Genomic DNA, 25,255 nt, shown 5'->3' with positions numbered 1-25,255 from the left:
TAATATAAAATTTGTATAATAGGGACCGCAGGGTTTCCTGTATGAATATTGATTCATTTTCCCGTGCAGGGGGTATAGAAAACGAAAGGCGTCGACATCGCAATACTTGCTGTACAACAGGAACGGAGGATGGCAGATATCAGCAGCAAAAAGGAATTCGTATTTTGACAATGCAAAATTTATTCTGATTTATCTTGTCGTTCTCGGGCACCTGATCAGCCCGTTTAAAGCCGAAGACAATTTCCTCTTTACGCTGTATACCGTCATTTTCCTGTTTCATATGCCGGCATTTATTCTTATTTCAGGCTATTTTTCAAAAGCATACCGAAAAAAAGGCCATATTTCAAAATCTTTTAAAAAGATTTTGGTTCCGTATTTCATTTTTCAATGTATTTATTCTGTTTATTATTATTATACAGGCGAAGAATCGCATCTGACAGTAAACTTTCTGAAACCGCACTGGACATTATGGTTTTTGCTGAGTTTGTTTTTTTGGAACCTTCTGCTCCATTTGTTTGCCCGCTTCCACTTTTTCGGCCTCGCGGCTGCGGCGGCGCTTGGCATTGGGATTGGCTACTGGGATGAGGACGGAAGCTTTCTGAGCCTTTCCCGCACATTCGTATTTTTTCCGTATTTTTTGCTCGGCTTTTTGCTGGAAGGAAGGCATTTGCAAAAAATCCGCAATATTCCTTACGCGCCGGCAGCTGGCATTTTGATTCTGTGTGCCATCACGCTTGCAACCGGCCAGTTTTTCCCGAAAGATGCCGTGCCGTGGCTCCTTGGCGATACTTCTTACGCAGGCATGGGGATGGAATACTGGTTTAGCGGGCTGATCCGGCTGGCCCAATATGCTGTCACGCTGCTTGTTATTCTCGGGTTCTTCCTGTTAATCCCGAGCAAAGGGTACAAGTGGACAAAAATCGGCGAGCGCACGCTTTATGTGTATTTGCTGCACGGTTTTATCATAAAGACAATAGAGACAGCCGCTTCCCCCAATGTGCTTGACTGGCTGGCGGACAATTACCTGCTGCTGATTGTCTTTTCACTTGGCATCTGTTTATTTCTTGGCAGTTATTATATCCGGAAATTTACAAGGCCAATTATTGAGCTCCGGTTGTAGAAAAATAAAACATCTGAAAAGCGGCGGAAAATCAAATGGTTTTTCGCCGCTTTTTTACAGGCTGCCCCCAGGCATGAAACGGGGCCCGTGCCTTTTTACAAATATTTCCGTTGCACGCTTCTTCCGTCATAAGAGAAGACAATCGGCTTTTCTTCCACAACCGTTTCGAGGTGGACATTTCTGCCCCATAACTGGTAAAGGTAGGGCAGCACTTTTTCCAGGTATTTTAAATCAAGTTCAATGCCTTCATACCAGTGCTGAATATACAACTCCCCGTTTTTTCGGTAGTCTCCGTCCGTCACGGTTAAATAAGGGAACCCGCCGTTTACGCGCATATTGACAAGCTGGTCGCGTACATGCTCCCACTCTTTGTCCACCACTTTATAGTCCCGCCCCTGTTTTTGGAACAAGTACATATCTTCCCTTGTAGCCAGTTCTTTTGTCAAGTAATTGCGCAGAAATGAAATATCGCTTTCAATTTCGCGCACTTCGAATATTTTTTCACGCCCGGTCCCAGGCCGTACGCCCCGTTTTTTCATTTCTTCCGTCGGGTTGTTCCAGCGTTCTTCAATATCTTCAAAAATTTTGATCCCCAAATAATAGGGATTGATGCCAGTTTTGGATGGCTGGACAACGCTCGCATTCAGTTTCGCATATTCAATTGCTTCATCCGTCGTCAAATCAAGTTCGCGCATGATCCGCTGATGCCAGAAAGAGGCCCAGCCTTCATTCATGATTTTTGTCTCGAGTTGCGGCCAGAAATAGAGCATTTCTTCGCGGATCATGGTCATAATGTCGCGCTGCCATTCCGTCAATTCCCGGCTGTATTGTTCAATAAAAAGGACAATATCTTTTTCTGGCTGCGGCGGAAACTTTCTGGTTTTTTTCGCCGCTTTCTGTCCCGGCTTTTTCTCATCAAGCGACCACAATTCATCATACGGCCCTTCTTTGCGTTTCGGTTCTTCATCCCATTCTTCCGCATCTTCCATGGTCCAGTTCAATTTCGGCCGCATGAGCGACGGATCGATATGTTCTTCAATTGCCAGCACGGCATCAATAAATTGTTCCACTTCCTTTTTGCCGTATTTCAGCTCATATGCCCGGATTCTTTCCGCTGTTGCAGACATGCTCTCCACCATATCCCGTTTCGTATTTTGAAAGCGGACATTGTTTTTGAAAAAATCGCAATGCGCCAAAACATGCGCCACAATCAGCTTATTTTGGACAAGCGTGTTGGAATCCAGCAAAAAGGCGTAGCACGGATCAGAATTAATGACAAGCTCATAAATTTTACTCAGCCCGAGGTCATACTGTAACTTCATTTTGAAAAACTGCTTGCCGAAACTCCAGTGCGAAAATCTGGTCGGCATGCCGTAAGCGCCAAAAGTATAAATAATATCCGCCGGGCAGATTTCGTAGCGCATCGGGTAAAAATCAAGCCCGAAACCGGACGCGATTTCCGTTATCTCATCAATCGCATATTGCAGGCTTTCATGATCATGCATGAAATGTTCCTCCCCTTTAAAAGTCACCCTTTTTTCCAATGTATGAACGGAAGGGAAAAAACATGAGGACACGAAGAAGGATTTTTCGCATGATCCGCGAAATGAAAACATCCTGCGCACGAGCAGGCACCGCCATTTCCGGGACTGTGAGATCCAAATGATTCGTCCGGCTGCATGGAAGCTTGCCGCGGGCCGAAAACCGGAAAAATACGTTCCAAATGATAACAGCCTTTCGTTTCCCGCAAGGCAAGTTTTTCAACGCGCAAAATCAATAAAAACACATACAATAATGCTGACTCCTTTTATTAGGGTTTGCTTTTTAATAAAGCAAATGCACAAGAAAGGGGGAGCCGGGATGAATCCCATTGATTATGACCGCGCTTTCTATTACACACACCGCTCGCAATGGGATAATTTGCTGATTTTGATGGTGCGGACGAAAGATGATTTTCTTTCCAAAAAAATTGAGCATGTTTTACATGCTTATCATTATTCGCATGATTATAACGTCATTGAAAGATGCCTGTTTGCATTGCACCGCTATATTGATCATGCCAACGAAATGGCGGACCGGAGCGGGGCGGCGGAACCGGGTTTTCTGTACCAAAGCGGGGGCCATGCCTGAAGAAGGCGCCTCCGCTTTTTTGCTTCCCCATTGTCCTGGTGCCCGGCTTCATTCCGGGCGGATGCGGGGTATTCAGCTGCCCTCATTTCAGCCAGCCTTTTTTGTAAAACCAGTAAGTCATGCCGACGCCGATCAGAAACATCACAATAAGAGTGACGAAATAGCCGTATTTCCATTCCAGTTCGGGCATATATTTGAAATTCATGCCGTACACCCCTGCAATAAAAGTCAAAGGCATAAAAATCGTGGTGAAAATGGTGAGAATCTTCATTACCCGGTTCGTTTGGTGCGAGTTTAAAGACAAATAACTGTCACGGATATCGGTCGTAAACTCACGATTAGACTCCACCATCCCGGATAGTTTTAGCAAATGGTCATGGATGTCATGGAAGTACGCGAGCTTTTTCTGAATGCCGGGAACCGAATGGGAATTCAGCATCCGGTAGACAAGATCCGTCATCGGCATAATTGTGTTCCTCAACACAAGCAAATCATGCCTTGTTGCATACAGGCTTGCAAGCAGTTCCTCCATCGATTCATTTTTTGAATTGTCTTCAATTTCATTCAGACGGTCTTCTATCTTATACAAATAAGGAAAATAATGATCAACAATCTTGTCCAGCACTTCATAAAGAATAATCGCAGGCCCCCATCTGCCCGGTTCATCCGTTTTTTTCAGTTTATCCAGCACTTCGCTGATTTCTTTTGACGGGAGATGGTGAAAGGTCACGGCAAAATGCTCCCCGAGAAACATGTTCAATTCTTCTTTCTGCAGCCTGTTGGGATTAAGGCTTTGGAACACAAAAAAGACATGGTCTTCGTAATCATTCAGTTTCGGCCGTTGCAGCTTATGCATACAGTCTTCGATGGCCAGCGGATGGAAACCGAGCGGATTGCGCAGTTTTAAAATTTCTTCTTCCGAAGGCTGGTCGAAATCAATCCAATACCATTTCCAGCCGCTCCCTTCCAATTCTTCAATGGAAGCTGGGGCTTTCAGTACATTTTCTTTCGTCATCGCCATAATATGTATCATAAACAGGCACATCCTTTTCACATGGGGTTTGCCAATCTTCCGTTTAGCATTATTTTACTATGCCGCAGACGGCCTTGCATTAAATCAAAATGAAAGGCGGTTCGCCCGTCCTTTTGCCGGGATAACGGGCGCAAAAAAGATGGGCATCCGCTGCGCCGAAAGCGACAAGAACATAAACGTCACGGCCATTTATGCCGGGCCCGGCAGAAAAGCCAGCCGCAAAGACAGGCGCCCGTGCTGTTAAAACAAGAAAAAGCGAAAGGATGATGAAAAATGAAACCGGTGATCGGTATTACATGCAGCGCCAATCAAACTTCCCAGTATTTGGCCGATGACTACATCAAGGCTGTCCGCATGGCGGGCGGCGTCCCGGTATTGCTTCCGGCCGGCGGGGAAGAGGACATCCCTTTATTATTGTCCAAAACGGACGGAATCCTGCTTTCCGGGGGAGGGGATGTAGATCCATCCTGGTTCGGGGAAGAGCCGGTTCCGGGGCTCGGTGAAATTGAGCCCGGCCGCGACGCATTTGAGATTGCGCTATGCCGGTTTGTGGTCCAGGCGGATATGCCGCTTTTTGCCATTTGCAGGGGCATCCAGATTCTCGCTGTTGCATCCGGCGGGGATATGTTCCAGGATATTTATAGCCAGGGGAAAACACCGCTATTACAGCACAAACAGCGGGCTGCCCGCTCCCATCTTTCCCATACGGTCCATGTTTTGCCGGGAAGTTTACTGGAAAAATGGGCAAAAAGCGCAACAATTAAAGTGAACTCCTTCCATCACCAGGCAGTCCGAACCGTGAAAGCGCCGCTTGCGGTTTCCGGCCGTGCGCCTGACGGGATCATTGAAGCGGTGGAAAATCGCAACGCCCGCTTTATGCTTGGTGTCCAGTGGCATCCCGAAGCTTTGGCCGCCATACACGATCCTGTTTCCTTGAACCTTTTTTCCGCTTTTATCGCTTCCTGTAAAAACATTTAGTCCGCTTTATTGTAATCGCGCTTTCCTTATCGCTTTTTGCAAACCGGAAAAATTTGCAGGCTCTTGCTTAACTCCTGCTTAACTCCTGTCTTCTGCCGGTGGCGGCCAAGAAAAAAATAAAATCGCTTTCCATATTCCGAAAATATTGCTATTGTAGAATTAAAATAAATATTGAATGCTATTGAATTTTTCGTCTATTTATTATATAAATAAAAATATAAACACAACAGTATGCCCATTTTAAACATGAGAAGGTGTCTGCATATGGCAAAGTATGTACTCAAAAGGCTCGCCGCCATGGTTGTCACACTGTGGGTGATCACCACCTTGACTTTTATCATGATGCAGGCTATTCCGGGATCGCCTTTTAACCAGGAACGCAACGCATCGGAAGCCGTGCAAAAAAATATGGAGGCGCAATACCATCTGGATAAGCCGGTTTATGTACAGTATTTGTATTATGTGAAATCCATTGTTTTATTTGATTACGGCCCATCTATCAAACAGCCGTCCCAAACGGTAAACGGCATGTTGGGCAGGGGTTTTCCGGTTTCATTTGAACTTGGCATGACAGCACTTCTGGTTGCGGTTTTATCCGGCATCGTGCTTGGCGTTTTTGCCGCGTTGAACCATAACGGCATCATCGACTATCTGGCGATGACCATTGCCGTGCTTGGCATCTCGATTCCGAACTTCATCCTGGCAACGATGTTAATCCAGGAGTTTGCGGTCAATCTGAAAATCCTGCCGGCTGCAACCTGGACATCCCCGGCGCATATGATCCTGCCAACTGCCGCCCTGGCCGTCAGCCCGATGGCCATTATCGCCCGCCTGACAAGGTCAAGCCTATTGGAAGTGCTGACGCAGGATTACATCAAAACCGCCCGTGCAAAAGGGCTTTCTCCAATAAAAATTATCATCAAACATGCCCTCAGAAATGCGCTGATGCCGGTGATTACCATTTTAGGGACATTGACGGCGAGCATTTTGACGGGAAGCTTTGTCATTGAAAAAATATTCTCCATTCCGGGCATGGGAAAGTATTTTGTCGAAAGCATCAATAATCGGGATTATCCTGTCATCATGGGGACAACCGTATTTTACAGCATTTTTTTGATTATCATGCTGTTTCTCGTTGATATTGCGTACGGCATTCTCGATCCGCGGATCAAGTTACATAAAAAGGAACAATGAGCACTGGTTCCGAAAAGAAGCAGCCCGGCTCTGCATAGAGATAGGGCATCAGGCCCCGGCTTTTCGTAACATCCGGCGCCAATGGCCTGCAAAATCATATTTAAAAAGAGCCATCGTCCCGATTCCGCAAAATCTGGTGCATAAAAATAGAGCAGTAAGGGGTGGACATCTTGCAAACAGCCAATCAGGATAAAGTGGATACCGTTTCAGAGATTCCGGATGAATGGTTTGTCCCGAAAAAGAAAGAAGCCGGAATGCAGGAAGCCGTTGTCAGGCCGGGCATATCGTACTGGCATGATGTATGGAACCGGCTTGCCAAAAATAAGCTGGCGATGCTCGGCCTTGTGGTGCTGATTCTTTTGATCATGATGGCCATCATCGGCCCGCTGATTGCACCTGAGAGCGTGACGAAGCTGTCACTGACGAACCAGAATCTGCCGCCTTCCAAGGAGCATTGGTTCGGGACCGACCAGCTCGGGCGCGATATGTTTTCAAGAACATGGTATGGCGCGCGTATTTCGCTGTTTGTCGGGTTTATGGCGGCCATCATTGAATTTTTCATTGGGGTGATATACGGCGGCATTGCGGGTTACAAAGGCGGCCGCATCGACCAGATGATGATGCGGATTATTGAAGTGCTGTACGGCCTTCCTTATCTGCTTGTTGTGATCCTGTTGATGGTTGTGATGGGGCCGGGGCTCGGCACGATTATTGTTGCGCTTACCGTAACGGGCTGGGTCGGTATGGCCAGAATTGTCCGCGGCCAGGTATTGCAGATTAAAAACTATGAATTTGTAATGGCCTCTAAAACGTTCGGCACCAAAACGTCACGGATTATCCGCAAACATCTGCTCCCCAATACAATGGGCCCAATTATTGTCCAGATGACGCTGACCGTGCCAAGTGCCATTTTCAGTGAAGCTTTCCTCAGTTTTTTAGGATTGGGGGTTCAGGCGCCGCATGCGAGCTGGGGCGTGATGGCGGATGACGGGTTGTCAGCGATTTTAACGGGCGAGTGGTGGCGCTTATTTTTCCCGGCGTTCTTTATTTCGCTGACGATGTTTGCGTTTAATGTGCTTGGCGACGGGCTGCAAGATGCGCTCGATCCGAAGCTGAGGAGGTGACGGAATTGAACAAGATTCTCGAAGTGGAAGACCTGCACGTTTCTTTTTCGACATACGGCGGAACGGTGCAGGCCGTGCGCGGGGTGAACTTTTATTTAAACAAAGGCGAGACGCTTGCCATTGTCGGTGAATCCGGATGCGGCAAAAGCGTGACATCGCAAGCGATCCTCAAGCTTCTTCCCAATACCAATGTGAAGAAGTTAAGCGGCTCGATCCGCTTTAAAGGCACGGATATTTTAAAATACGGCGAAAAGCAAATGCGGAAAATGCGCGGGGCGGAAATCTCCATGATCTTCCAGGATCCGATGACAGGGCTGAACCCGACCTTGTCCATCGGGAACCAGTTGCTCGAAGCGGTACAGGAGCATCAAAATCTTTCCCGCGAGGCAGCGAAAAAAACGGTCATTGAAATGTTGCACATGGTCGGCATTCCGGACCCGCATGAACGGTTAAAACAATATCCGCACCAGTTCAGCGGCGGAATGCGCCAGCGGATCATGATTGCGATGGCTTTGATTTGCAATCCGGAGATCATTATCGCGGACGAACCGACTACTGCTTTGGACGTCACCATTCAGGCACAGATTTTTGAACTGTTTAAGAAAATCCAGCGGGAGACGGGCGTATCCATCATTTTGATCACGCACGACCTCGGTGTTGTGGCCCAGGTTGCCGACCGGATTGCGGTGATGTATGCCGGTAAGATTGCCGAAACCGGCACAAGAGAAGAAATTTTTTATCATCCGGAACACCCTTATACAAAAGGGTTGCTAAACTCGGTTCCAAGGCTCGATATGGAAGAGGAAGAACTTATTCCGATTCCCGGCACGCCGCCGGATTTGTTTGCGCCGCCTCCCGGTTGCCCGTTTACGGCGAGATGCCCGATGGCAATGGAAGTATGCAGCCGTGTGGAGCCTTTTCGCGCGAAAAAATCAGCTTCCCATCAGGTTTACTGCTGGCTGCAGGACGAACGGGCCAAATTTGCGGTTTCAACTACGGGTGTACGCCTGTAGATGAAATAGAAAGCAGGCATTGACGGCGCCCGGATACTGCAAGGGGGACAAACGGGTCAGGGCTGCCCGCAATGCGGAAAAGAAAAGGGGGAAATGTATGAAGAAATTTTGGAGTATGGTTATCAGTTTTGCGCTTATTGCTTCGCTTGCTGCCTGTACGAGCCAGTCAAGCTCAAAAGACAGCCCGGGCGGAAGCAGCAAAGAAAAGGTATTAAATTTAAACAACGGGTCTGAGCCCACCTCATTTGACCCGCCAATCGGGTTCGATTCCGTTTCATGGAATGCACTGAACAATTTAATGGAAGGGCTTGTGCGCCTTGGCAAAGACAATAAGCCGCACCCTGCGATTGCAAAAAGCTGGGATGTCACAAATGGAGGCAAGACGTATACATTCCACCTCCGGGACAATGCAAAATGGTCAAACGGGGATCCGGTGACAGCGGGTGATTTTGAATATGCGTGGAAAAGAATGCTCGACCCGAAAACTGCTTCGCCTGCCGCATTTTTAGGATACTTTATTGCAGGCGGGGAGGCGTATAACACCGGAAAAGGATCAAAAGACGGCGTCAAAGTGAAAGCGGCCGATGACAAAACACTGGAAGTCACGTTAACCGGGCCGCAGTCCTATTTTCTGAACGTCATCGCAAATCCTGCTTTCTTCCCGATTAACGAGAAAGTGGCCGAAAAAAATCCGAAATGGTTTGCAGAAGCGAAAACGTATGTTTCAGACGGGCCATTTAAACTCACAGAATGGAAACACGATGACCATTTCATCATGGAAAAAAATGAAAACTATTGGGATGCCAAAAATGTAAAACTTGATAAAGTGAAATGGGCAGAGGTTGACGATCCGAACACTGAATATCAAATGTACCAAAACGGGGAACTGGATGTTTCAGATGTCCCGGCAGATATGGCAGCCCAGCTGTTTAAGGAAGGAAAAGTGAAAGTAGAGGATCAGGCCGGCACCTATTTTTACCGGTTTAATGTCAATAAAGAACCGTTCCAGAATAAAAATATCCGGAAAGCATTCGCAATGGCCATTGACCAGAAGCAAATTGTCAAATATGTCACGAAAAATGATGAAAAACCGGCTTACGGGTTTGTTTCTTACGGGTTTACCGAACCGGACGGCAGCGACTTCCGGAAAAAAGGCGGCAATTTGTATACTTCAAATGCAAAAGAAGCGAAAACCCTCCTGAAAAAAGGAATGCAGGAAGAGGGGTATACAAAACTGCCTGAGGTCACCCTCACTTACAGCACGGACCCGGTCCATAAAAAAATTGCGGAAACAATCCAACAGATGCTAAAAGAAAACCTGGGCATCCATGTGAAGCTTGCCAATATGGAATGGAATGTCTTCCAGGCTGAGCAGAAAAAATTGAAATTCCAATTGTCCCGCAGTTCATTCCTGGCTGATTACGGGGATCCGATTAACTTCCTCGAAAGCTTCACAACCGGGCAAGCGATGAACAGAACAGGATGGAGCAATAAGCAATATGACCAATTGATCCAGCAAGCAAAAAATGAAACCAATGAAACGAAACGTTATGAGTTGATGCACGAGGCAGAAAAAATTCTCATTGACGACATGCCGATCTTCCCGCTCTATTTTTACAACCAGGTATTTTTGCAAAAAGATCATGTAACAGGCATCGTCCGCCATCCTGTCGGCTATCTTGAGCTGAAATGGGCCAATGTAAAATAATGCTCTGTTTTTGGCAGGGGGCTGTTTGCCCGGGAAAGCATTTGGCGGGCATTGTCCGCGGCCCGGCTGCCCGGACGAATGGAAAAGAATAGGCACTATCAGCGGGGAAACTCCCCGCCTGATACTGCCAAAAATAGAAATCTGAGGGAAAGGGGGCGGAACATGGGAAAGCAGGTTTATTTAGTGGATACCCCTGTCGCCACCGTTTGGACTTCCGCACAATCGCCGGGTGCCGGAGACGAAGAAGCCCTCCGGAACCCGGCGAATATGAAGCAATGGCTCACCGGCCTTTCATTGGAACAGCGGCACGAACTTTGGCGGAAAAATAAAATCCAGACACAGGTGCTCTACGGCCGAAAAGTCATTGTCCATAAAACAGAGGGGAAGTGGGCGTATATTTCCGTTCCGGAACAGCCTTCCAGCAAACATCCGGACGGCTATCCCGGCTGGGTCCCCCGCTGCCAGCTGAGGCAGGGAGAAGAATGGCCGCAAGATACTACTGTTTGTGCCATTAAAAAGCCATTTGCAATGCTCTATGATGAAAATCAACTCCCTTTATTTGAAGTGAGCTTTCAAACACGCTTTTCTGTAGTGGATGAAACAAAGGACCGGTTCGTTGTAAAAACGGTACGGGGGAAAACGGCATCGCTTAAAAAACAGGATGTGCAGTTGAAGGGGAGCAGTCCCGGCAGCCAGGGCAGGCATATGCTTGACGCCGGAAAAATGTTTCTCGGCCTCCCGTATTTATGGGGCGGCATGAGCGGATATGGATATGACTGCTCAGGATTTTCCTATACAATGGTGCTTGCTGCAACAGGCAGGGCCATTGCCCGTGATGCCCATGAACAGGCAAAAGGAGGAACGACCGTCCCGCTCGGAAGCATCGCACCCGGCGATCTTTTATTTTTTGCCCATGAGGAAGGAAAAGGCGCCATCCACCATGTCGGAATTTATGCGGGGGAGGGGAAGCTGCTCCACTCGCCGAAAACAGGCCGGCCTGTTGAACTGCTGGATATGGAAGGAACGATTTACGAAAAAGAACTATGCGGTGCGCGGCGTTACTGGATGTAAAGTCGCGCATAAGATGGGAATCCGCAACGCAACGGGTTGCGAAAGGAATGCAGCGCGGCGTTGGTGGCCGGGAGTATGCGGCAAACCGGCTGCAAAAGCAATACGGGTTGCGGCAGCCGGGTGAAGGGAGTGCGACATGATGGAAAAACTGTTGGAAGTCAAGCATGTCAAAAAATACTTTGAGATTGGAAAGAAACAATTTTTAAAAGCAGTGGACGATCTTACTTTTGATATTTATAAAGGGGAAACGTTCGGGCTTGTCGGGGAATCGGGATGCGGAAAGTCGACGGCAGGGCGTCTGATGATGGGGATCTACACCCCAACCGAAGGGCAAATCCTTTATGGCGGAAAAGATATCCATGCACTGAATGAGCGGGAGCGTTTTCTGATGAAAAGAAATGTCCAAATGATTTTTCAGGATCCGTATGCTTCCCTGAATCCCCGTTCCACTGTCCGCGAGATCCTTGCTGAACCGCTTGAAGTCCATGGCATTTTTAAAAATAAACGGGAAGAGCTTGAAAGAATATATGAATTGCTCGAAGAAGTCGGGCTAAACAGAGAGCATGCAGGCCGGTACCCGCATGAATTCAGCGGGGGGCAGCGGCAGCGGATCGGGATTGCAAGGGCGCTCGCGCTTGACCCGGAGTTTGTGATTTGCGATGAGCCGATTTCCGCACTGGATGTTTCTGTCCAGGCCCAGGTTGTCAATGTATTGAAAAAACTGCAAAGGGAAAAAAATCTCACCTATTTGTTTATTGCCCATGATTTATCAATGGTAAAGCATATCAGCAACCGGATCGGCGTCATGTATCTCGGCCATCTTGTTGAATTGACGGAGAGCAAGAGCCTGTACCGCAAACCGCTGCATCCTTACACGGAAGCGTTGCTGTCGGCCATTCCGATTCCGGATCCGAAAATTGAAGATAAACGGGAAAGAATTATTTTAAAAGGGGAAATCCCAAGCCCGGTCACGCCGCCGAGCGGGTGCGTATTCCGGACAAGATGCCCGAAAGCAATGGACATATGTGCTCGTGTAAAACCGGAATGGCTGGAGATTGAAGACCGCCATTATGTCGCATGCCATCTTTACGATGGGAAGGGCAGTCCGGCAGCAACCGTTTCTTCCGGCGCAAATCAGGTTGGAAAAGTTTGATTGCTTGAAAGGCATGCAGCTGCGGCAAGCCGGTGGAACAGCGGGCGGGCAATGGTATGTAGAAGCCGTACGAATGGTTTTCTTGTAAGCGTTTGGAAAAAAGAAGCCGGGCCCGTGCCCAATAAGGCCGGGCCCCGGTTCTTAGAACAGGTAAGCGGCACCGACAATAATCAACAGAATAAACAGCACAACAATCAGCGCAAAGCTGTTGCCGTATCCGCCGCCATAGCCACCGCCATAGCCACCGTATCCGCAGCCCCAAAAGCCCATATTTTTCACCTCCGTCTTTCCGTCGTGCAATGTTAATGTATGCAAGATGGAAGGCAGAAGTTTGGACGTTTATCAAGGAATAGAAAAAAAGCATTCTGATCCGGGCGGCCCTGGCACTGCTTTCCTGCACGTCCGCCCCGGTTTTCCGCCAGAATGCGGCCATGTTTGCCAGTCCGGGATTGTTCGCCGGCAAACAAGTTTTTTTGTCTATTTGAATTGCTTTTCCTACAGTTTTTCCCATGAGCGGTGCCGGTGGCTTATTTTACGACAAGCACATCCACATCCGCATTTTTTACAAGGCTTTTGCTTACACTTCCAATGAACAAACTTTTTACAGCATTTTTTCCGCTGCTTCCGGTAATGATGCAGTCTACATTCTCGTTGCGGGCGAAATCAATGATGCTGTCGGCCACCTTGCCTTCTAAAATATGGGTATCGGCTTTGACCCCTTTTGCATCCAATAATTTGCGGGCATGATTCATGACTTCCTCCGCATCGTTCAGGATGAATTGCTGTGTGGAAGGTTCATCAACAGGCGGCGGGTCAACCGGGTAAACCCGCCCGTCCAGCCCCGGAACGGAAATGGTTGGCGGCACGCCGATGTTTTCATCCGGTACCGGTGCTGCCACTTCACTTTCCTGGTTCACGTGGACAACGGATAATTTTATATCTCTTAAGGCAAGGGCAAATGAACAGGCCCTGTCCAGCGCTTTCCGGCTCCCCTCCGAGTCATCGTATGCAATGGCAATATGCTGATACATGTACCATCATCCTCTCATGTATGGCTTGGAACACCCTCTTTTCTTTACCCGGAACGAGAAGAAAAAAACGGTTTCAGCATATTTTTTTGGTTTTTAAGAACTGCATTTTCTACAGGGGTCATTGATTTTTCCGGCCATTCATAATATCCTTTTGCTTAAGGGCCAATCAGCCGGGTGTTTGAGATAGCAGTTTCACAGATTGGGGAAAGATGAGGACATCGACAGATATGAACAAATTCAAACCTTATATAGATAAATTCAGACCTTATTTCTGGGGATTTTGGAACGGTTTCAAAAAAGTTTGGAAAAGGGCCCATATGACTCAAATTATCATTCTGGCAGCCTCTCTTTCATTGCTTGGCTTTTTAGCTTTTTTTGCTTATTACGCAAAAAGCGCGAATGTCGGGCAGTTAAAAAAAGGGCTGGAACAGACGACCGTTATTTATGACAAAGACGGGGACACAGCAAGCAGAATTTCTGCAAACCGCTCGGAAGGCGTATCGATTAAAAAAATGCCGGAAGACCTGCAAAATGCGGTAGTAGCAATCGAAGACCACCGTTTCTACAAACACCACGGGTTTGATATCATCGGTACCTTGAGCGCTCTTTTAAAAGATATCCGGATCGGCGGGGCGGCTGCCGGGGGAAGCACCATTACCCAGCAATTAACGAAAAATGCGCTACTTTCCCCGGAACGGACATTAAAAAGGAAAATTCAGGAGCTTTTTTTGGCGATTGAGATTGAGAAGCATTACACAAAAAAAGAAATTTTGGAGATGTATTTAAACCAGGTCTATTTCGGGGAAGGCGCCTGGGGTGTTGAAAAAGCGGCCAATAAATATTTTGGAAAAGACGTGGAAGATCTGGACTTATCCGAATCGGCAACTTTGGCGGGCCTTGTTAATTCACCGAATGCACTCGACCCGTACCGCCATTATAACCGTGCCATTCACCGCCGCAATGTCGTGCTTTTCGCAATGAAAGAGTACGGGATGATCACGAAATCCCAGTATGAACAGGCAAAAAGCGAAAAGCTTGCGCTAAAAGATAAAAAAACAGATGCGCTGACGGGCAAATACCCATATTACGTCGATGCGGTGCTGGACGAGGCAATCGATCAATATGGCCTGACACAGGAAGAGATCTTAACAAGAGGGTATAAAATTTATACCGCAATGGATCAAAATATTCAAACGGCATTGGAAAATGTTTACCGGCAATCATCACTCTTTCCGTCCGGCACATCCGGCCAGATCATCCAAAGCGGGGCAATCCTTGTAGATCCGTCAACCGGCGGCGTCCGCGGTCTTGTCGGGGGAAGGGGAGAAAAAGTATTTCGCGGCTTCAACAGGGCAACGCAGCTGAAACGGCAGCCTGGATCGATCATGAAGCCGATTACCGTCTATACGCCGGCGCTTGAAGAAGGGTACAACCCCGAATCGATGCTGCAAGATAGAGTAATGACGTTTAAAGGCGGTTATGCGCCGAAAAACTATAACAACCAATATCTCGGTAAAGTGCCGATGTACATGGCTGTCGAAAAATCGCTCAATCTTCCTGCCGTCTGGCTGTTGAATAAAATCGGGGTGGAAAAAGGGTACGAATCGGCGAAAAAATTCGGCATCCCGGTCACCAAGAAGGACAAGCAGCTCGGCATTGCGCTCGGGAATATTCAAAACGGCGTTTCCCCCGAAGACATTGCCGAAGCCTACACCACGTTTCCAAACAACGGGAAACGGTCGGAAGTGCATATCATTACAAAAATCGTGAGCCCGACCGGAAAAGTTTTGGTAGCATATAAAGACAAGCAGGAAAGGGTCATATCGAAAAAAGTTTCCCAGGAAATGACATCCATGCTGCTGAATGTTGTGGAATCCGGAACCGGCAAAGGGGTAGCGGTCCCCGGTTATAAAATTGCCGGAAAAACAGGCTCCACCCAATTGCCGTTCAGCGGGGTTGACGGTACAATGGACCAATGGTTTGCGGGCTATACGCCTAATCTTGTCGGGGTGGTCTGGATGGGATATGACCAGACAGACCGGAACCATTATTTATACGGCCTGAGTGAACAGGGCATTGTGCCGGTTTTCAACAGCGTGATGAATGCCACGCTAAAATATACAAAGCCGGGTGACCTCGGGGTGGAATCCATCAATGACCAGAAGGAAAACGGCAACCCGTTAAAAGAAAAACTGCAAAACATCGATGAAACGATAAAAGAACAAGCTGATAAATTGCAGAAAAAAATCGAGGATAACCAGGGATTCTGGAAAGGTGCAGCAGATAAGTTGAAAGAGCAGCTGAAAGGAATTCTTGGCCAGTAAACATACTCATTTATAAAGCCGGAATGTCTTTCAATCAGGGGGAGGCGTTTCGGCTTTAATTGTTGATTGCCTTTCAAAAAGGTTGCGGGGGACTGCATGCTTTCCCCCGTATGCTGCTTCATTCCGCAACCTGGGAGAGTGAAAAGCACTTGAAAAACGGACATTTGTCCTATAAAATAAAACTGAAAAATAAGAAAATAATTGGATGCTGGCCCGGTTGGAACTTGATCCGGCAAAAATGAGGCTGTTGTATGGTTTCTTTGATTTTTATTTAAAACTGAACGAAGAAGAGGAGGCGGAAGTAATGAAAACATTAAAATGCTGGACACGGACGAAGCAGAACAAGTACTGAAGCTGCCAAATTCCTACTTTGACCGCGGGTATAGGAAGGGAAAAGAGGAAGGAAGGAAAGAAGAGAGAAAAACGATTGTTGCCAGGATGCTCAAGAATGGCCTGGAACTACAATTGATTGTTAAAATGATCGACCTGAGCCGGACAGAAGTGGAAAAAATAAAACAGCAACTGGAGCATTCCTAAGGCGCAACACAATGCAGCGGGAATCTGAAAAATTCCCGCTTTTTAACAGGAGCTGTCCATGAAATTTATCGCAAGGCAAGATAGGCAATCAAGTTTAAAACAAACGGGGCCATCACGATGCCCAAAGCGATGGCAACGATTGCCATAGGCAAATATTGTTTTTTCATAAACCCGTTCATAAATTCCCCACCCTTAGCTGTTTAATCCTCTCTTAAAGGTAGCATCCACAGCCGGTTTATGCAAGCTTCCATCCATGTTTTTTCATTTTTTCGAACCCGCTTTGCCGGATGCAGGGAGCGGGACAAGTCAAGGCAAAGAATAGATGTCCGCGCGCGGCGGCCCCTCCAGTTTGGATTTCTTCAGTTTTCCTTGCTCAACCAATTCCCTGATGGCCTTCTCTATTTCACGAGGGTCCGTGTCAAATAAATCGGCCAGCTTGACAGCAGACAGTGCAGTATATTTCGGTTCTTTTGTGGATGATATGATCATGTTTTTGATTCGTTCAAACAATTTCGCTTGTTCCATGGTTTAATCCCCTTTTTTAAAAATCTGCTTTTATTATGCACAAAACGGCAAAGAAACAATCCCAAAGCAGTTATAGAAGAAAGCCAATTGGCAATCCTAATAAAAAAGGCATGAAATGGGGGCCGATGATGGAAGAAACAACCTTTTCGATTCGAATAAACGGGCAAGAACTGGCGGCGCGTAAAGGGCAAACGATTTTGGAAGTGGCCAATGCCCACGATATGTACATCCCCGCCATCTGTTACCACCCGAATCTCGGATCAATTCAAACTTGTGATACCTGTTTTGTGAACGTGGACGGGAATTTGGTACGGGCATGTGCAACCAAGGCAAAGCCGGGAATGGACGTGGAGTCCGGTTCCAAACCTGTAAAAGATGCCCAATATGAAGCAATGTCACGGATTCTGAAAAACCACGAGCTTTATTGCACTGTGTGTGACAACAATAATGGCAATTGCGTTGTCCATAACACGGCCGAGCATCTTGAAATCGAGCATCAGAAATACCAGTTTGAAGCCAAACCCTACCCGCCGGACCAATCCCATCCTTTTTACCGCTATGAACCGGACCAGTGCATTCTTTGCGGAAGGTGTGTGGAGGCCTGCCAGGATCTGCAAGTCAATGAAACATTGACGATTGACTGGGACCGGGAAGTGCCAAGAGTGATCTGGGATCAGGATGTTCCCATTGATGAGTCCTCATGTGTATCTTGCGGCCATTGCGTCACGGTCTGCCCGTGCAATGCGCTTATGGAAAAGTCCATGCTCGGGGAAGCAGGGTATTTAACCGGCATCCCGCCAAAAGTGCTGGAGCCGATGATTGATCTCACAAAAGAAGTCGAACCGGGGTATAAAGAAATTTTCGCCATATCCGAAATGGAGTCGGCGATGCGGAAATCGAGAATCAAAAGAACGAAAACAGTTTGTACCTATTGCGGGGTCGGCTGCAGTTTTGAAATTTGGACAAAAGGGCGCCATATTTTAAAAGTTGAGCCGCAGGAACATGCGCCGGTAAACGGCATCTCGACATGTATCAAAGGAAAGTTCGGGTGGGACTTCGTCAACAGCGAAGAGCGTTTGACAAAGCCGCTTATCCGCAAAGGGGAAGAATTTGTTGAAGCAAGCTGGGATGAAGCCCTGAATCTGATCGCAAGCAAATTGCAGGAAATAAAAGAACAGCACGGGCCGGACGCGCTTGGCTTTATCGCTTCATCCAAATGTTCGAACGAAGAAAACTATCTCTTTCAAAAATTTGCCCGCGCGATCATCGGTACCAATAATTTGGATAATTGCTCGCGTTACTGCCAGTCGCCGGCAACGTCAGGGCTCTTGCGGACCGTAGGCATCGGCGGGGACTCCGGCACCATCCGGGATATCCAGCAGGCGGATTTGGTGGTTACGGTGGGCGCGAATCCGGCCGAATCCCATCCTGTCCTTGCGACACGCATAAAACGGGCGCACAAATTGCACGGGCAAAAACTTATGGTCGTCGATTTAAGGGAAAACGAACTGGCCAGCCGCGCCAATTTATTTATCCATTCGAAGCCAAGCACGGATTTGATTTGGATTAATGCTGTGACAAAATACATTCTCGATCAGGGCTGGGAAGACAAAGCATTTCTTGAAGCCAGGGTCAAAGGGTTAGACCGGTTCAGAGCTTCACTGGAAAAATACACGCTGGCATTTGCCGAAGAAAAAACCGGCATTTCCAAAGAGAACTTAATCAAAATGGCAACGATGATCCATGAAGCCAAATCCGTTTGCATTCTTTGGGCGATGGGCATCACCCAGCACATATGCGGGACTGATACAAGCACGGCCATTTCCAACTTGTTGCTGGTTACCGGCAATTACGGCCGCCCTGGGACGGGGGCATATCCGCTCAGAGGGCACAATAATGTGCAAGGCGCCTGTGATTTTGGAACGATGCCCGCCTGGTTCCCGGGCTACGAACCGGTAGAAGATAAAGAAGTAAGGGAACGATACGAAAAAGCTTGGGGGGTTAAACTTCCGGAAAACCCGGGGCTTGACAATCATCAAATGATCGGCGGGGTAGAAAGCGGAAAGCTCCGGGGGCTCTACCTGTTCGGTGAAGAAATGGCGATCGTTGATTCCAATATTAATTTTGTGGAAGAACATCTGGAAAAGCTCGACTTTTTTGTTGTGCAAGATATGTTTTTCAGCAAAACGGCCCAATTTGCCGATGTGATCCTGCCGGCTGCGCCGAGCCTTGAGAAAGAAGGAACGTTTACCAATACGGAACGGCGCATCCAGCGCTTTTACCAGGTATTTGAACCGATGGGCGAATCGAAGCCGGATTGGGTCATCTTCCAGGAGCTCGCGAACAAAATGGGTGCCCAGTGGCATTACCAGCATCCCGGCGAAATCATGGCGGAAGCGGCAAGCCTGGCAAAGTACTTTGCCGGCATCAGCTACGAGAGACTGGAAGGCTTTAACAGCCAAATTTGGCCGGTTAAAAAAGACGGTACGAGCACGCCGCTTCTGTATCAAGACCGTTTTGCCTTTCCGGACGGCAAAGCCCGGCTTGTGCCGGTTGACTGGGAACCGCCTTTTTCAGCCGGAGAGGGATTCGATTACCATCTTAACAATGGCCGCCTGCTAGAACAGTTCCATGGAGGAAATTTGACGGACCGTTCCCCGGGCATTCATCACAAAGTGCCGGAGCCGTGGCTTGAAATTTCACCGGAGGCGGCGGAAGAACGGGGGATAAAAGACGGGGCGCTTGTACGGCTGACATCGCCTTACGGAAAGGTGAAAGTGCGGGCTGTTGTGACCGGGCGGGTTCAAGGAAAAGAATTGTACTTAACGATGAACGCCCGGAAAGAGAATGAAATGGTGAACCGGCTGACGAGCAGCTATCATGACCGGGTGACCCATACCCCGAACTACAAAGAAATGGGCGTAAAAATGGAGATTTTGGAAGAAAAAGGAAAACCGCCGCTGCCAAAGGTGAACCACCGTTACGGCAACCGGATTCCGCAAATCAGTGTAAGAGTGGAAGAAAAATGGAAGCGGGATGACTTTATCCCGATCACGGCACTATTTTCACCGGGAGGAAAAGCAGATGGCGAAGGTGACCAGGCAAACGGGACGGGCCGGTAATCGGAAAGAATACCGCGGGCGGGAAGGCTCTGTCCCGGCCGTGAAATTAATAAAGCCGGGAGGGAAAGCGTATGGCGAAGGCGATCAGGCAAATTAAACAAGTGGATCCGGCCCCAGAAGAATGGCAGGCAGCGTCTATGTCGGCGGTTGTAAAGGCAGCCGCTGAAAACGGGGAATCACTGATTAAATTGTTGGAGATCATCAAACAGCTGGATGGCATGGGCGTGCTCAACGCGATGGAAGGCCTGCTCCAAAACCGCGTTGATGTTGCCGAAATTGCTTTAGGGCAACTGAACCAGCCCGCCATGTACCATGTCATCAAAAACGGGATGAACGTATTTAAATTTTTAGGTTCCATCGATCCGGAACAACTGCAAACGATCCTTTCAGGCATCACGAGCGGATTTGAAAAAGCAGCTCAATCCGGGGGGCAGGAGAGCCTGTGGAAGCTCGGAAAAAGCATGCGCTCCCCGGAAGTGAAACGGTCGCTTGCTATGATGGCTGGCGTTTTGGCGGGGATGGGGGAAGCCATGGAGCAAAACCATTCACTTCCTAAAGGAGGAACCGACATTGGCTAAAGGGATGTTGAAAGTAAGTGATATGGTAAATGAAGAAGATGCCGCCAAAGTCCGACGCGCCCTGAATGAAGTCTGGGGCGTCCGCGAAATTGAAATAAGCTTGGCAAGAAAAGAAGCGACGTTTACCTATAATGACCAATCGGCATCCTGCCACGACATGGTGCAAGCCGTGACGGAGCAGGGATACCGTGCCGAAATGATGGAACCATAAAAGGAGGAAGGCACTTGAAAGTATGCGAAATCTGCGGTTCCCAAGCACCGGAAGAAAACGAAGCGGAATCAAGAAGAGTGCTTTATGTCTGTGAAAACTGCCGGACCGACCGGAAATTCGATTTTGAAGATGAAAATTAAGCAAATGGCGTTGCGGCATCGCAACGCCATTTATATGCGCATATTTTCCGAAAAAATAGCGCCTTTATTGCCGGCTGCCCATATCCCCGAAAGCATGGGACTTCTTGCCATTGCATATACTAAAACACAAAAATGTTGTAAAATAAAAGACAAAAGCAAGAGAAGCCTTCTATCATTGCCAAGGGGGGAATGTTATGAATCTTCAAGTCGGATTGTGGCAAAAGCAATCAATGAAACTGGCAATGACCCAGGAATTAAAGCAAGCAATAGAGGTTCTTCAGTTCTCGTCCCAGGAGCTCGCATCTTTTTTGGAAGAAAAAGCTGCAGAAAATCCTCTCATCGAACTGTCCAGCACCAATATTAAACTGGTCGATTCCCGTTTTTCCGGCTTGAGCCGTGCAAAGGGGCAGAAAAAAAGCCAGGACAAAAACTGGATTGAACAAATTCCTGCACAGACGGAAACACTCCCGGATTTTTTGATCAGCCAATTGGATATGAAAGCGTTGCCAAACGCAATCGTGAAAGCGGTCCAACTTTATGCGCGCCATCTTGATGCAAACGGCTATCTTACAATCCAGGTTCAGGAAGCGGCAAAAATGGCTGCCATTTCCGAAGAAGATGCCGAAAAAGCGCTTGGCATTCTCCAGTCGCTGGATCCGGCCGGAATCGGCGCAAGATCGCTTCAGGAATGCCTGCTGATCCAGATAAAAAGGGATCCGGATGCGCCCGGGCATGCGGAAGAATTGATCAGTCGCCATTTTCTCGATTTTGCCGAAAAAAAATGGAGAGGAATTGCGAAAAAACTCGATATCTCCCTGCAGGAAATTCAGCGGGTATCTGATTATGTGCAGACATTAAACCCGCGTCCGGGATCCGGTTTTATGGCGGATCGGCCGCAATACATCGTTCCTGATCTTTTGGTCAAAAATCACGCGGGAAAGCTCGAATTGTATCTTGTAGAAAACCAGGTTCCAAAGCTCCGCTTGAATGAAAGCTATGCAAGCATGAATCCGTCCGGAGATGCCAGCGTCACCCGCTATTTAAAAGAAAAAACGCAGGAATACTACTGGATCCGAAAAAGCATCGAAAGTCGGAAAGAAACGCTGCTGAAAGTCGGCGCAGCACTGCTTGAAAAACAGCGGGATTTCTTTTTATATGGAAAAGGGCATTTAAAGCCGCTTACGATGAAAGAAATTTCGGATGAAATCGGGATGCATGAGTCGACAGTGAGCCGCGCAGTGAGGGAAAAGTATATGGAAACGCCGTTTGGGACTTTTCCATTGAAAACATTTTTCACGACCGCCTTGCCGATCCGTTCTGCCGGCGGGGAAGAAGCGGCATCGAGCGCCGAGGTCAAAAATGAAATTTCAGCACTTGTAAGCAGGGAAGACAAGCGGAAGCCGCTTTCCGACCAGGCAATTGTGGCTGTATTAAATGAAAAAGGGTTTGAAATCTCGCGCCGGACAGTGGCAAAATACCGCGAACAGCTCGGCATTCCGTCATCTTCCAAAAGAAAAAGGTACGAATAAGCAGGAAAAAATTTTTCAAACCGGAAGTTGCGCGTTTCTTCTGCCGGAAAAAAAGGGTGAACCGGACGGGAACGGGCAAACGCGCGCCTTGCGAAAACAAATAACCGAACGGTGCATTTAAAACCATTCCTGTTTGTGTATGCCGGGAGCACAGCCCATGCTCCTGCCACGAATGGCCGGAAAGGGGGATGATTTTAAAATGGAACTGGTGCTATATACAAGAAAACAATGCCCGCTTTGTGCGGAAGCAAAAGAACAGCTGCAACGCCTGCAAAGGGAAATCCCGTTTCGGCTGATTGAAAAAGACATCGAAGCATGCGATGCGTGGACGGAAAAATACGGCCTTATGATCCCGGTTGTCGAGTATAAAGGGGAAATGCTCGGATATGGGCGGATTCACAATTTTGCCATAAAGGAGCGCTTACATGAAATTCATGAGCAATAATAGTTGAAATGCAAAATTTATCCTGCTAGAATGAAATATGTAGCGAGGGTAATTTTTTTTGAAGCAGGTGGGACAAAAAATGTCTCTATGGGACTCAACACGACCTACATAATTATTTAAGGGAGTACATCATCTATGCGATCGTTGATAGAGGTTCAAAAAAAATTATACCCCGATATCCTCGCTGTCATGCAAAAACGGTACCGGATCCTTCGTTCCATTTCTTTTGCGGAACCGGTCGGAAGAAGAACATTGGCGCAAATGCTCGGCATGTCAGAACGCGTACTGAGGAGCGAAACGGTTTTTTTAAAAAATCAAAAGCTCATTGACGTAAAACCCTCGGGCATGTCGGTGACAAATGACGGTGCTGCCTTATTACAAAATATGGAAAGCATGATGAGAGAAATATCGGGTATAAATGAAACGGAAGAAAAGCTGAAACAAGCTTTGGGCCTCGAAGACGTGGTCGTGGTTCAAGGGGACAGCGATAAAGAACCGTGGGTGAAAAATGAGCTTGGAAGGGCTTGTGCTGTAAGAATGAAAGCCGCCTTAACGGGAAACAATATAATCGCTGTAACCGGAGGATCGACGATGGCCGCAGTCGCAGATGTGTTAACTCCCGATATCAGTGCCAAGAGGCAGCTGCTGTTCGTGCCGGCCAGAGGCGGGATCGGTGAAGATGTCGCAAACCAGGCCAACACGATCTGCGCAAAAATGGCGGAAAGGACCGGCGGAAAACACAGGGTATTATATGTGCCTGACCAGGTCAGCCCGGAAGTGTACAAATCGGTCGTAAATGAGCCGTCCATTAAAGAAGTTCTTACCCTTATTAAACAAGCGGATATTGTGCTGCACGGCATTGGCGAAGCCATGACGATGGCAGAGCGCCGCAAGACCGGAAAAGAAGAGATGGAGAAAATCATCCGCGGGCATGCAGTCGGCGAAGCGTTCGGGTACTATTTTAATGAACATGGTGAAATTGTTCACAAGGTCCGGACGATCGGCCTGCAACTTGAAGATTTACACCAGATCCGCCATATTTTTGCGGTTGCCGGCGGGGCATCCAAGGCAAAGGCCATTAAAGCCTACATGAACACGAAGCCGGAATCCACTGTTCTGATTACGGACGAAGGGGCGGCAAAACAAATTCTCGCTTGGCGCTAACCTGTTTTTAAAAGGGATAACCCTTTTGAAATATAAAATTTTTACGACTAAAGGAGGAAATACAAATGGCAGTTAAAGTTGGTATTAACGGATTTGGACGTATCGGACGTAACGTATTCCGTGCTGCTCTAGGCAATCCTAATGTTGAAATCGTCGCAATCAATGACCTGACAGATGCAAAAATGCTTGCACACTTGTTAAAATATGACTCAGTTCATGGCAACCTCGAAGAAGAAGTCACTGTTGACGGTGATTCCATTGTTGTAGACGGCCATAAAGTAAAAGTTTTGGCTGAACGCGAACCTGCAAATCTCGGATGGGGTGACCTCGGTGTTGACGTTGTTGTTGAATCAACAGGCCGTTTCACAAACCGTGATGCTGCAGCAAAACACTTGGAAGCAGGCGCGAAAAAAGTTGTAATTTCTGCTCCGGCTAAAAACGAAGATATCACGATCGTTATGGGTGTTAACGAAGACAAATACGATCCTGCAAAACATAATGTCATTTCGAATGCATCCTGCACAACAAACTGCCTGGCGCCATTTGCAAAAGTGCTGCATGAAAAATTTGAAATCAAACGTGGTATGATGACAACTGTTCACTCTTACACAAACGACCAACAAATCCTTGACTTGCCGCACAAAGACTACCGCCGTGCTCGTGCAGCAGCACAAAGCATCATTCCTACAACAACTGGTGCTGCCAAAGCAGTTGCACTTGTATTGCCTGAACTGAAAGGCAAATTGAACGGTATGGCTATGCGCGTTCCGACTCCAAACGTTTCTGTTGTTGACCTTGTTGCTGAACTTGGCAAAAACGTAACGGTTGAAGAAGTAAACGCAGCATTGAAAGAAGCGGCTGAAGGCGAATTGAAAGGCATCCTCGCTTACAGCGAAGAACCGCTTGTATCCCGTGACTACAACCATACAACTGTTTCTTCGACCATTGATGCATTATCCACAATGGTTATCGAAGGCAACATGGTGAAAGTCATTTCCTGGTATGACAACGAATTCGGTTATTCCAACCGCGTTGTTGACCTTGTTGAATACATCGCTTCTAAAGGCCTTTAATTTGAACGATAAAACGTTGCAAGGGGGGTGGGGAAGAATCCCCTCTCCCTTT

At 47.7% G+C, this 25,255-nt stretch carries 22 protein-coding genes and 2 pseudogenes; 19 read left to right on the top strand and 5 right to left on the bottom strand.

All coding sequences use genetic code 11. The features are described from left to right. Positions 1 to 136 precede the first annotated feature (136 nt). Positions 137 to 1,120 (top strand): acyltransferase family protein, encoded by a 984-nt coding sequence (locus NST20_RS11835; protein ID WP_342400423.1) that lies wholly within the window; start codon positions 137 to 139, stop codon positions 1,118 to 1,120. A gap of 95 nt (positions 1,121 to 1,215) precedes the next feature. Here NST20_RS11835 and NST20_RS11830 read toward each other — a convergent pair whose 3' ends face one another. Then, on the bottom strand, positions 1,216 to 2,625 hold the full coding sequence (locus NST20_RS11830) for a SpoVR family protein (RefSeq protein WP_342399492.1): 1,410 nt from the start codon (positions 2,623 to 2,625) through the stop codon (positions 1,216 to 1,218). 355 nt (positions 2,626 to 2,980) lie between these two features. Here NST20_RS11830 and NST20_RS11825 point away from each other — a divergent pair, with 355 nt between their 5' ends. Beyond that, positions 2,981 to 3,250 carry a YhdB family protein gene (locus tag NST20_RS11825; RefSeq protein WP_342399491.1) on the top strand — a complete coding sequence of 90 codons (270 nt, stop codon included), beginning with the start codon at positions 2,981 to 2,983 and terminating at the stop codon, positions 3,248 to 3,250. 82 nt (positions 3,251 to 3,332) lie between these two features. Here the strand turns inward: NST20_RS11825 and corA are convergent, their stop codons facing one another. Beyond that, complete coding sequence (corA, locus tag NST20_RS11820) at positions 3,333 to 4,283, bottom strand: magnesium/cobalt transporter CorA (RefSeq protein WP_342399490.1); 951 nt, start codon at positions 4,281 to 4,283, stop codon at positions 3,333 to 3,335. Positions 4,284 to 4,556: 273 nt separating this feature from the next. On the opposite strand from corA, the gene NST20_RS11815 reads away from it, so the two are divergent. The 7 genes from NST20_RS11815 (at position 4,557) to NST20_RS11785 (ending at position 12,524) form a co-directional block, all read left to right on the top strand. Further along, a complete protein-coding gene (locus tag NST20_RS11815) occupies positions 4,557 to 5,261 on the top strand; it encodes a gamma-glutamyl-gamma-aminobutyrate hydrolase family protein (protein ID WP_061566474.1) in 705 nt (234 codons plus the stop codon). A gap of 264 nt (positions 5,262 to 5,525) precedes the next feature. Next, on the top strand, positions 5,526 to 6,455 hold the full coding sequence (locus NST20_RS11810; RefSeq protein WP_342399489.1) for an ABC transporter permease: 930 nt from the start codon (positions 5,526 to 5,528) through the stop codon (positions 6,453 to 6,455). Positions 6,456 to 6,625: 170 nt separating this feature from the next. Beyond that, the gene (locus NST20_RS11805) at positions 6,626 to 7,579 is read left to right on the top strand and encodes an ABC transporter permease (RefSeq protein ID WP_342399488.1); all 954 of its coding nucleotides are present in this window, start codon (positions 6,626 to 6,628) and stop codon (positions 7,577 to 7,579) included. Between the two features lie 5 nt (positions 7,580 to 7,584). Next, positions 7,585 to 8,592 carry an ABC transporter ATP-binding protein gene (locus NST20_RS11800; protein ID WP_013860205.1) on the top strand — a complete coding sequence of 336 codons (1,008 nt, stop codon included), beginning with the start codon at positions 7,585 to 7,587 and terminating at the stop codon, positions 8,590 to 8,592. Between the two features lie 97 nt (positions 8,593 to 8,689). Beyond that, positions 8,690 to 10,300, top strand: a complete 1,611-nt coding sequence (locus NST20_RS11795) for a peptide ABC transporter substrate-binding protein (RefSeq protein ID WP_118498935.1) — start codon at positions 8,690 to 8,692, stop codon at positions 10,298 to 10,300. A gap of 162 nt (positions 10,301 to 10,462) precedes the next feature. After that, positions 10,463 to 11,371, top strand: a complete 909-nt coding sequence (locus tag NST20_RS11790; protein ID WP_342399487.1) for a C40 family peptidase — start codon at positions 10,463 to 10,465, stop codon at positions 11,369 to 11,371. Positions 11,372 to 11,507: 136 nt separating this feature from the next. After that, positions 11,508 to 12,524 (top strand): oligopeptide/dipeptide ABC transporter ATP-binding protein, encoded by a 1,017-nt coding sequence (locus NST20_RS11785; protein ID WP_061566471.1) that lies wholly within the window; start codon positions 11,508 to 11,510, stop codon positions 12,522 to 12,524. Positions 12,525 to 12,665: 141 nt separating this feature from the next. On the opposite strand, the pseudogene NST20_RS11780 reads toward NST20_RS11785, so the two are convergent. Both NST20_RS11780 and NST20_RS11775 read right to left on the bottom strand, forming a co-directional pair. Next, positions 12,666 to 12,746 (bottom strand): annotated as a pseudogene (locus NST20_RS11780) (YjcZ family sporulation protein); the annotation flags it as partial. A gap of 305 nt (positions 12,747 to 13,051) precedes the next feature. Next, positions 13,052 to 13,555 carry a universal stress protein gene (locus tag NST20_RS11775; protein ID WP_017553697.1) on the bottom strand — a complete coding sequence of 168 codons (504 nt, stop codon included), beginning with the start codon at positions 13,553 to 13,555 and terminating at the stop codon, positions 13,052 to 13,054. 227 nt (positions 13,556 to 13,782) lie between these two features. Here NST20_RS11775 and NST20_RS11770 point away from each other — a divergent pair, with 227 nt between their 5' ends. Together NST20_RS11770 and NST20_RS11765 are read left to right on the top strand one after the other, a co-directional pair. Then, entirely contained in the window at positions 13,783 to 15,879 is a 2,097-nt protein-coding gene (locus tag NST20_RS11770) for a PBP1A family penicillin-binding protein (protein WP_017553698.1), read from the top strand. Between the two features lie 205 nt (positions 15,880 to 16,084). Further along, positions 16,085 to 16,416, top strand: a pseudogene (locus NST20_RS11765) (DUF4351 domain-containing protein); the annotation flags it as partial. 306 nt (positions 16,417 to 16,722) lie between these two features. Here the strand turns inward: NST20_RS11765 and NST20_RS11760 are convergent. After that, the gene (locus NST20_RS11760; RefSeq protein ID WP_061574296.1) at positions 16,723 to 16,941 is read right to left on the bottom strand and encodes a hypothetical protein; all 219 of its coding nucleotides are present in this window, start codon (positions 16,939 to 16,941) and stop codon (positions 16,723 to 16,725) included. 128 nt (positions 16,942 to 17,069) lie between these two features. On the opposite strand from NST20_RS11760, the gene fdhF reads away from it, so the two are divergent. The 8 genes from fdhF to gap all read left to right on the top strand — a co-directional run bounded on the left by fdhF (position 17,070) and on the right by gap (position 25,203). Continuing rightward, positions 17,070 to 20,063, top strand: coding sequence for a formate dehydrogenase subunit alpha (gene fdhF / locus NST20_RS11755; protein ID WP_342399486.1), 2,994 nt, complete (start codon positions 17,070 to 17,072; stop codon positions 20,061 to 20,063). Positions 20,064 to 20,134: 71 nt separating this feature from the next. Then, positions 20,135 to 20,641 (top strand): DUF1641 domain-containing protein, encoded by a 507-nt coding sequence (locus NST20_RS11750; RefSeq protein WP_285958805.1) that lies wholly within the window; start codon positions 20,135 to 20,137, stop codon positions 20,639 to 20,641. After that, positions 20,634 to 20,852, top strand: a complete 219-nt coding sequence (locus NST20_RS11745) for a heavy-metal-associated domain-containing protein (protein ID WP_013860194.1) — start codon at positions 20,634 to 20,636, stop codon at positions 20,850 to 20,852. The genes NST20_RS11750 and NST20_RS11745 overlap by 8 nt, the downstream gene beginning before the upstream one ends. A gap of 14 nt (positions 20,853 to 20,866) precedes the next feature. Then, positions 20,867 to 20,992 carry a hypothetical protein gene (locus NST20_RS11740; protein WP_013860193.1) on the top strand — a complete coding sequence of 42 codons (126 nt, stop codon included), beginning with the start codon at positions 20,867 to 20,869 and terminating at the stop codon, positions 20,990 to 20,992. Between the two features lie 194 nt (positions 20,993 to 21,186). Beyond that, on the top strand, positions 21,187 to 22,521 hold the full coding sequence (rpoN, locus tag NST20_RS11735; protein WP_342399485.1) for an RNA polymerase factor sigma-54: 1,335 nt from the start codon (positions 21,187 to 21,189) through the stop codon (positions 22,519 to 22,521). Positions 22,522 to 22,720: 199 nt separating this feature from the next. Continuing rightward, positions 22,721 to 22,966 (top strand): glutaredoxin family protein, encoded by a 246-nt coding sequence (locus NST20_RS11730; RefSeq protein ID WP_342400422.1) that lies wholly within the window; start codon positions 22,721 to 22,723, stop codon positions 22,964 to 22,966. A 135-nt stretch (positions 22,967 to 23,101) separates the two neighbouring features. Further along, positions 23,102 to 24,130, top strand: a complete 1,029-nt coding sequence (locus NST20_RS11725; protein ID WP_342399484.1) for a sugar-binding transcriptional regulator — start codon at positions 23,102 to 23,104, stop codon at positions 24,128 to 24,130. Positions 24,131 to 24,195: 65 nt separating this feature from the next. After that, entirely contained in the window at positions 24,196 to 25,203 is a 1,008-nt protein-coding gene (gene gap, locus NST20_RS11720; protein ID WP_017551320.1) for a type I glyceraldehyde-3-phosphate dehydrogenase, read from the top strand. The last annotated feature ends 52 nt before the right edge of the window (positions 25,204 to 25,255 follow it).

Source organism: Weizmannia sp. FSL W8-0676 (assembly GCF_038593015.1).
GTDB classification, from domain to species: domain Bacteria; phylum Bacillota; class Bacilli; order Bacillales; family Bacillaceae_C; genus Weizmannia; species Weizmannia coagulans.
The sequence above is the reverse complement of the archived record's forward strand: the minus strand, read 5'-3'. Positions and strand labels throughout refer to the sequence as shown.

Bases quoted from the DNA above. Each gene is read 5' to 3' on its own strand.
- NST20_RS11830 (WP_342399492.1), bottom strand. From the start codon at position 2,625: ATGCATGATCATGAAAGCCTGCAATATGCGATTGATGAGATAACGGAA.
- NST20_RS11825 (WP_342399491.1), top strand. From the start codon at position 2,981: ATGAATCCCATTGATTATGACCGCGCTTTCTATTACACACACCGCTCG.
- corA (WP_342399490.1), bottom strand. From the start codon at position 4,283: ATGATACATATTATGGCGATGACGAAAGAAAATGTACTGAAAGCCCCA.
- NST20_RS11815 (WP_061566474.1), top strand. From the start codon at position 4,557: ATGAAACCGGTGATCGGTATTACATGCAGCGCCAATCAAACTTCCCAG.
- NST20_RS11810 (WP_342399489.1), top strand. From the start codon at position 5,526: ATGGCAAAGTATGTACTCAAAAGGCTCGCCGCCATGGTTGTCACACTG.
- NST20_RS11795 (WP_118498935.1), top strand. From the start codon at position 8,690: ATGAAGAAATTTTGGAGTATGGTTATCAGTTTTGCGCTTATTGCTTCG.
- NST20_RS11790 (WP_342399487.1), top strand. From the start codon at position 10,463: ATGGGAAAGCAGGTTTATTTAGTGGATACCCCTGTCGCCACCGTTTGG.
- NST20_RS11785 (WP_061566471.1), top strand. From the start codon at position 11,508: ATGATGGAAAAACTGTTGGAAGTCAAGCATGTCAAAAAATACTTTGAG.
- NST20_RS11775 (WP_017553697.1), bottom strand. From the start codon at position 13,555: ATGTATCAGCATATTGCCATTGCATACGATGACTCGGAGGGGAGCCGG.
- NST20_RS11770 (WP_017553698.1), top strand. From the start codon at position 13,783: ATGAACAAATTCAAACCTTATATAGATAAATTCAGACCTTATTTCTGG.
- NST20_RS11760 (WP_061574296.1), bottom strand. From the start codon at position 16,941: ATGGAACAAGCGAAATTGTTTGAACGAATCAAAAACATGATCATATCA.
- fdhF (WP_342399486.1), top strand. From the start codon at position 17,070: ATGGAAGAAACAACCTTTTCGATTCGAATAAACGGGCAAGAACTGGCG.
- NST20_RS11750 (WP_285958805.1), top strand. From the start codon at position 20,135: ATGGCGAAGGCGATCAGGCAAATTAAACAAGTGGATCCGGCCCCAGAA.
- rpoN (WP_342399485.1), top strand. From the start codon at position 21,187: ATGAATCTTCAAGTCGGATTGTGGCAAAAGCAATCAATGAAACTGGCA.
- NST20_RS11730 (WP_342400422.1), top strand. From the start codon at position 22,721: ATGGAACTGGTGCTATATACAAGAAAACAATGCCCGCTTTGTGCGGAA.
- NST20_RS11725 (WP_342399484.1), top strand. From the start codon at position 23,102: ATGCGATCGTTGATAGAGGTTCAAAAAAAATTATACCCCGATATCCTC.
- gap (WP_017551320.1), top strand. From the start codon at position 24,196: ATGGCAGTTAAAGTTGGTATTAACGGATTTGGACGTATCGGACGTAAC.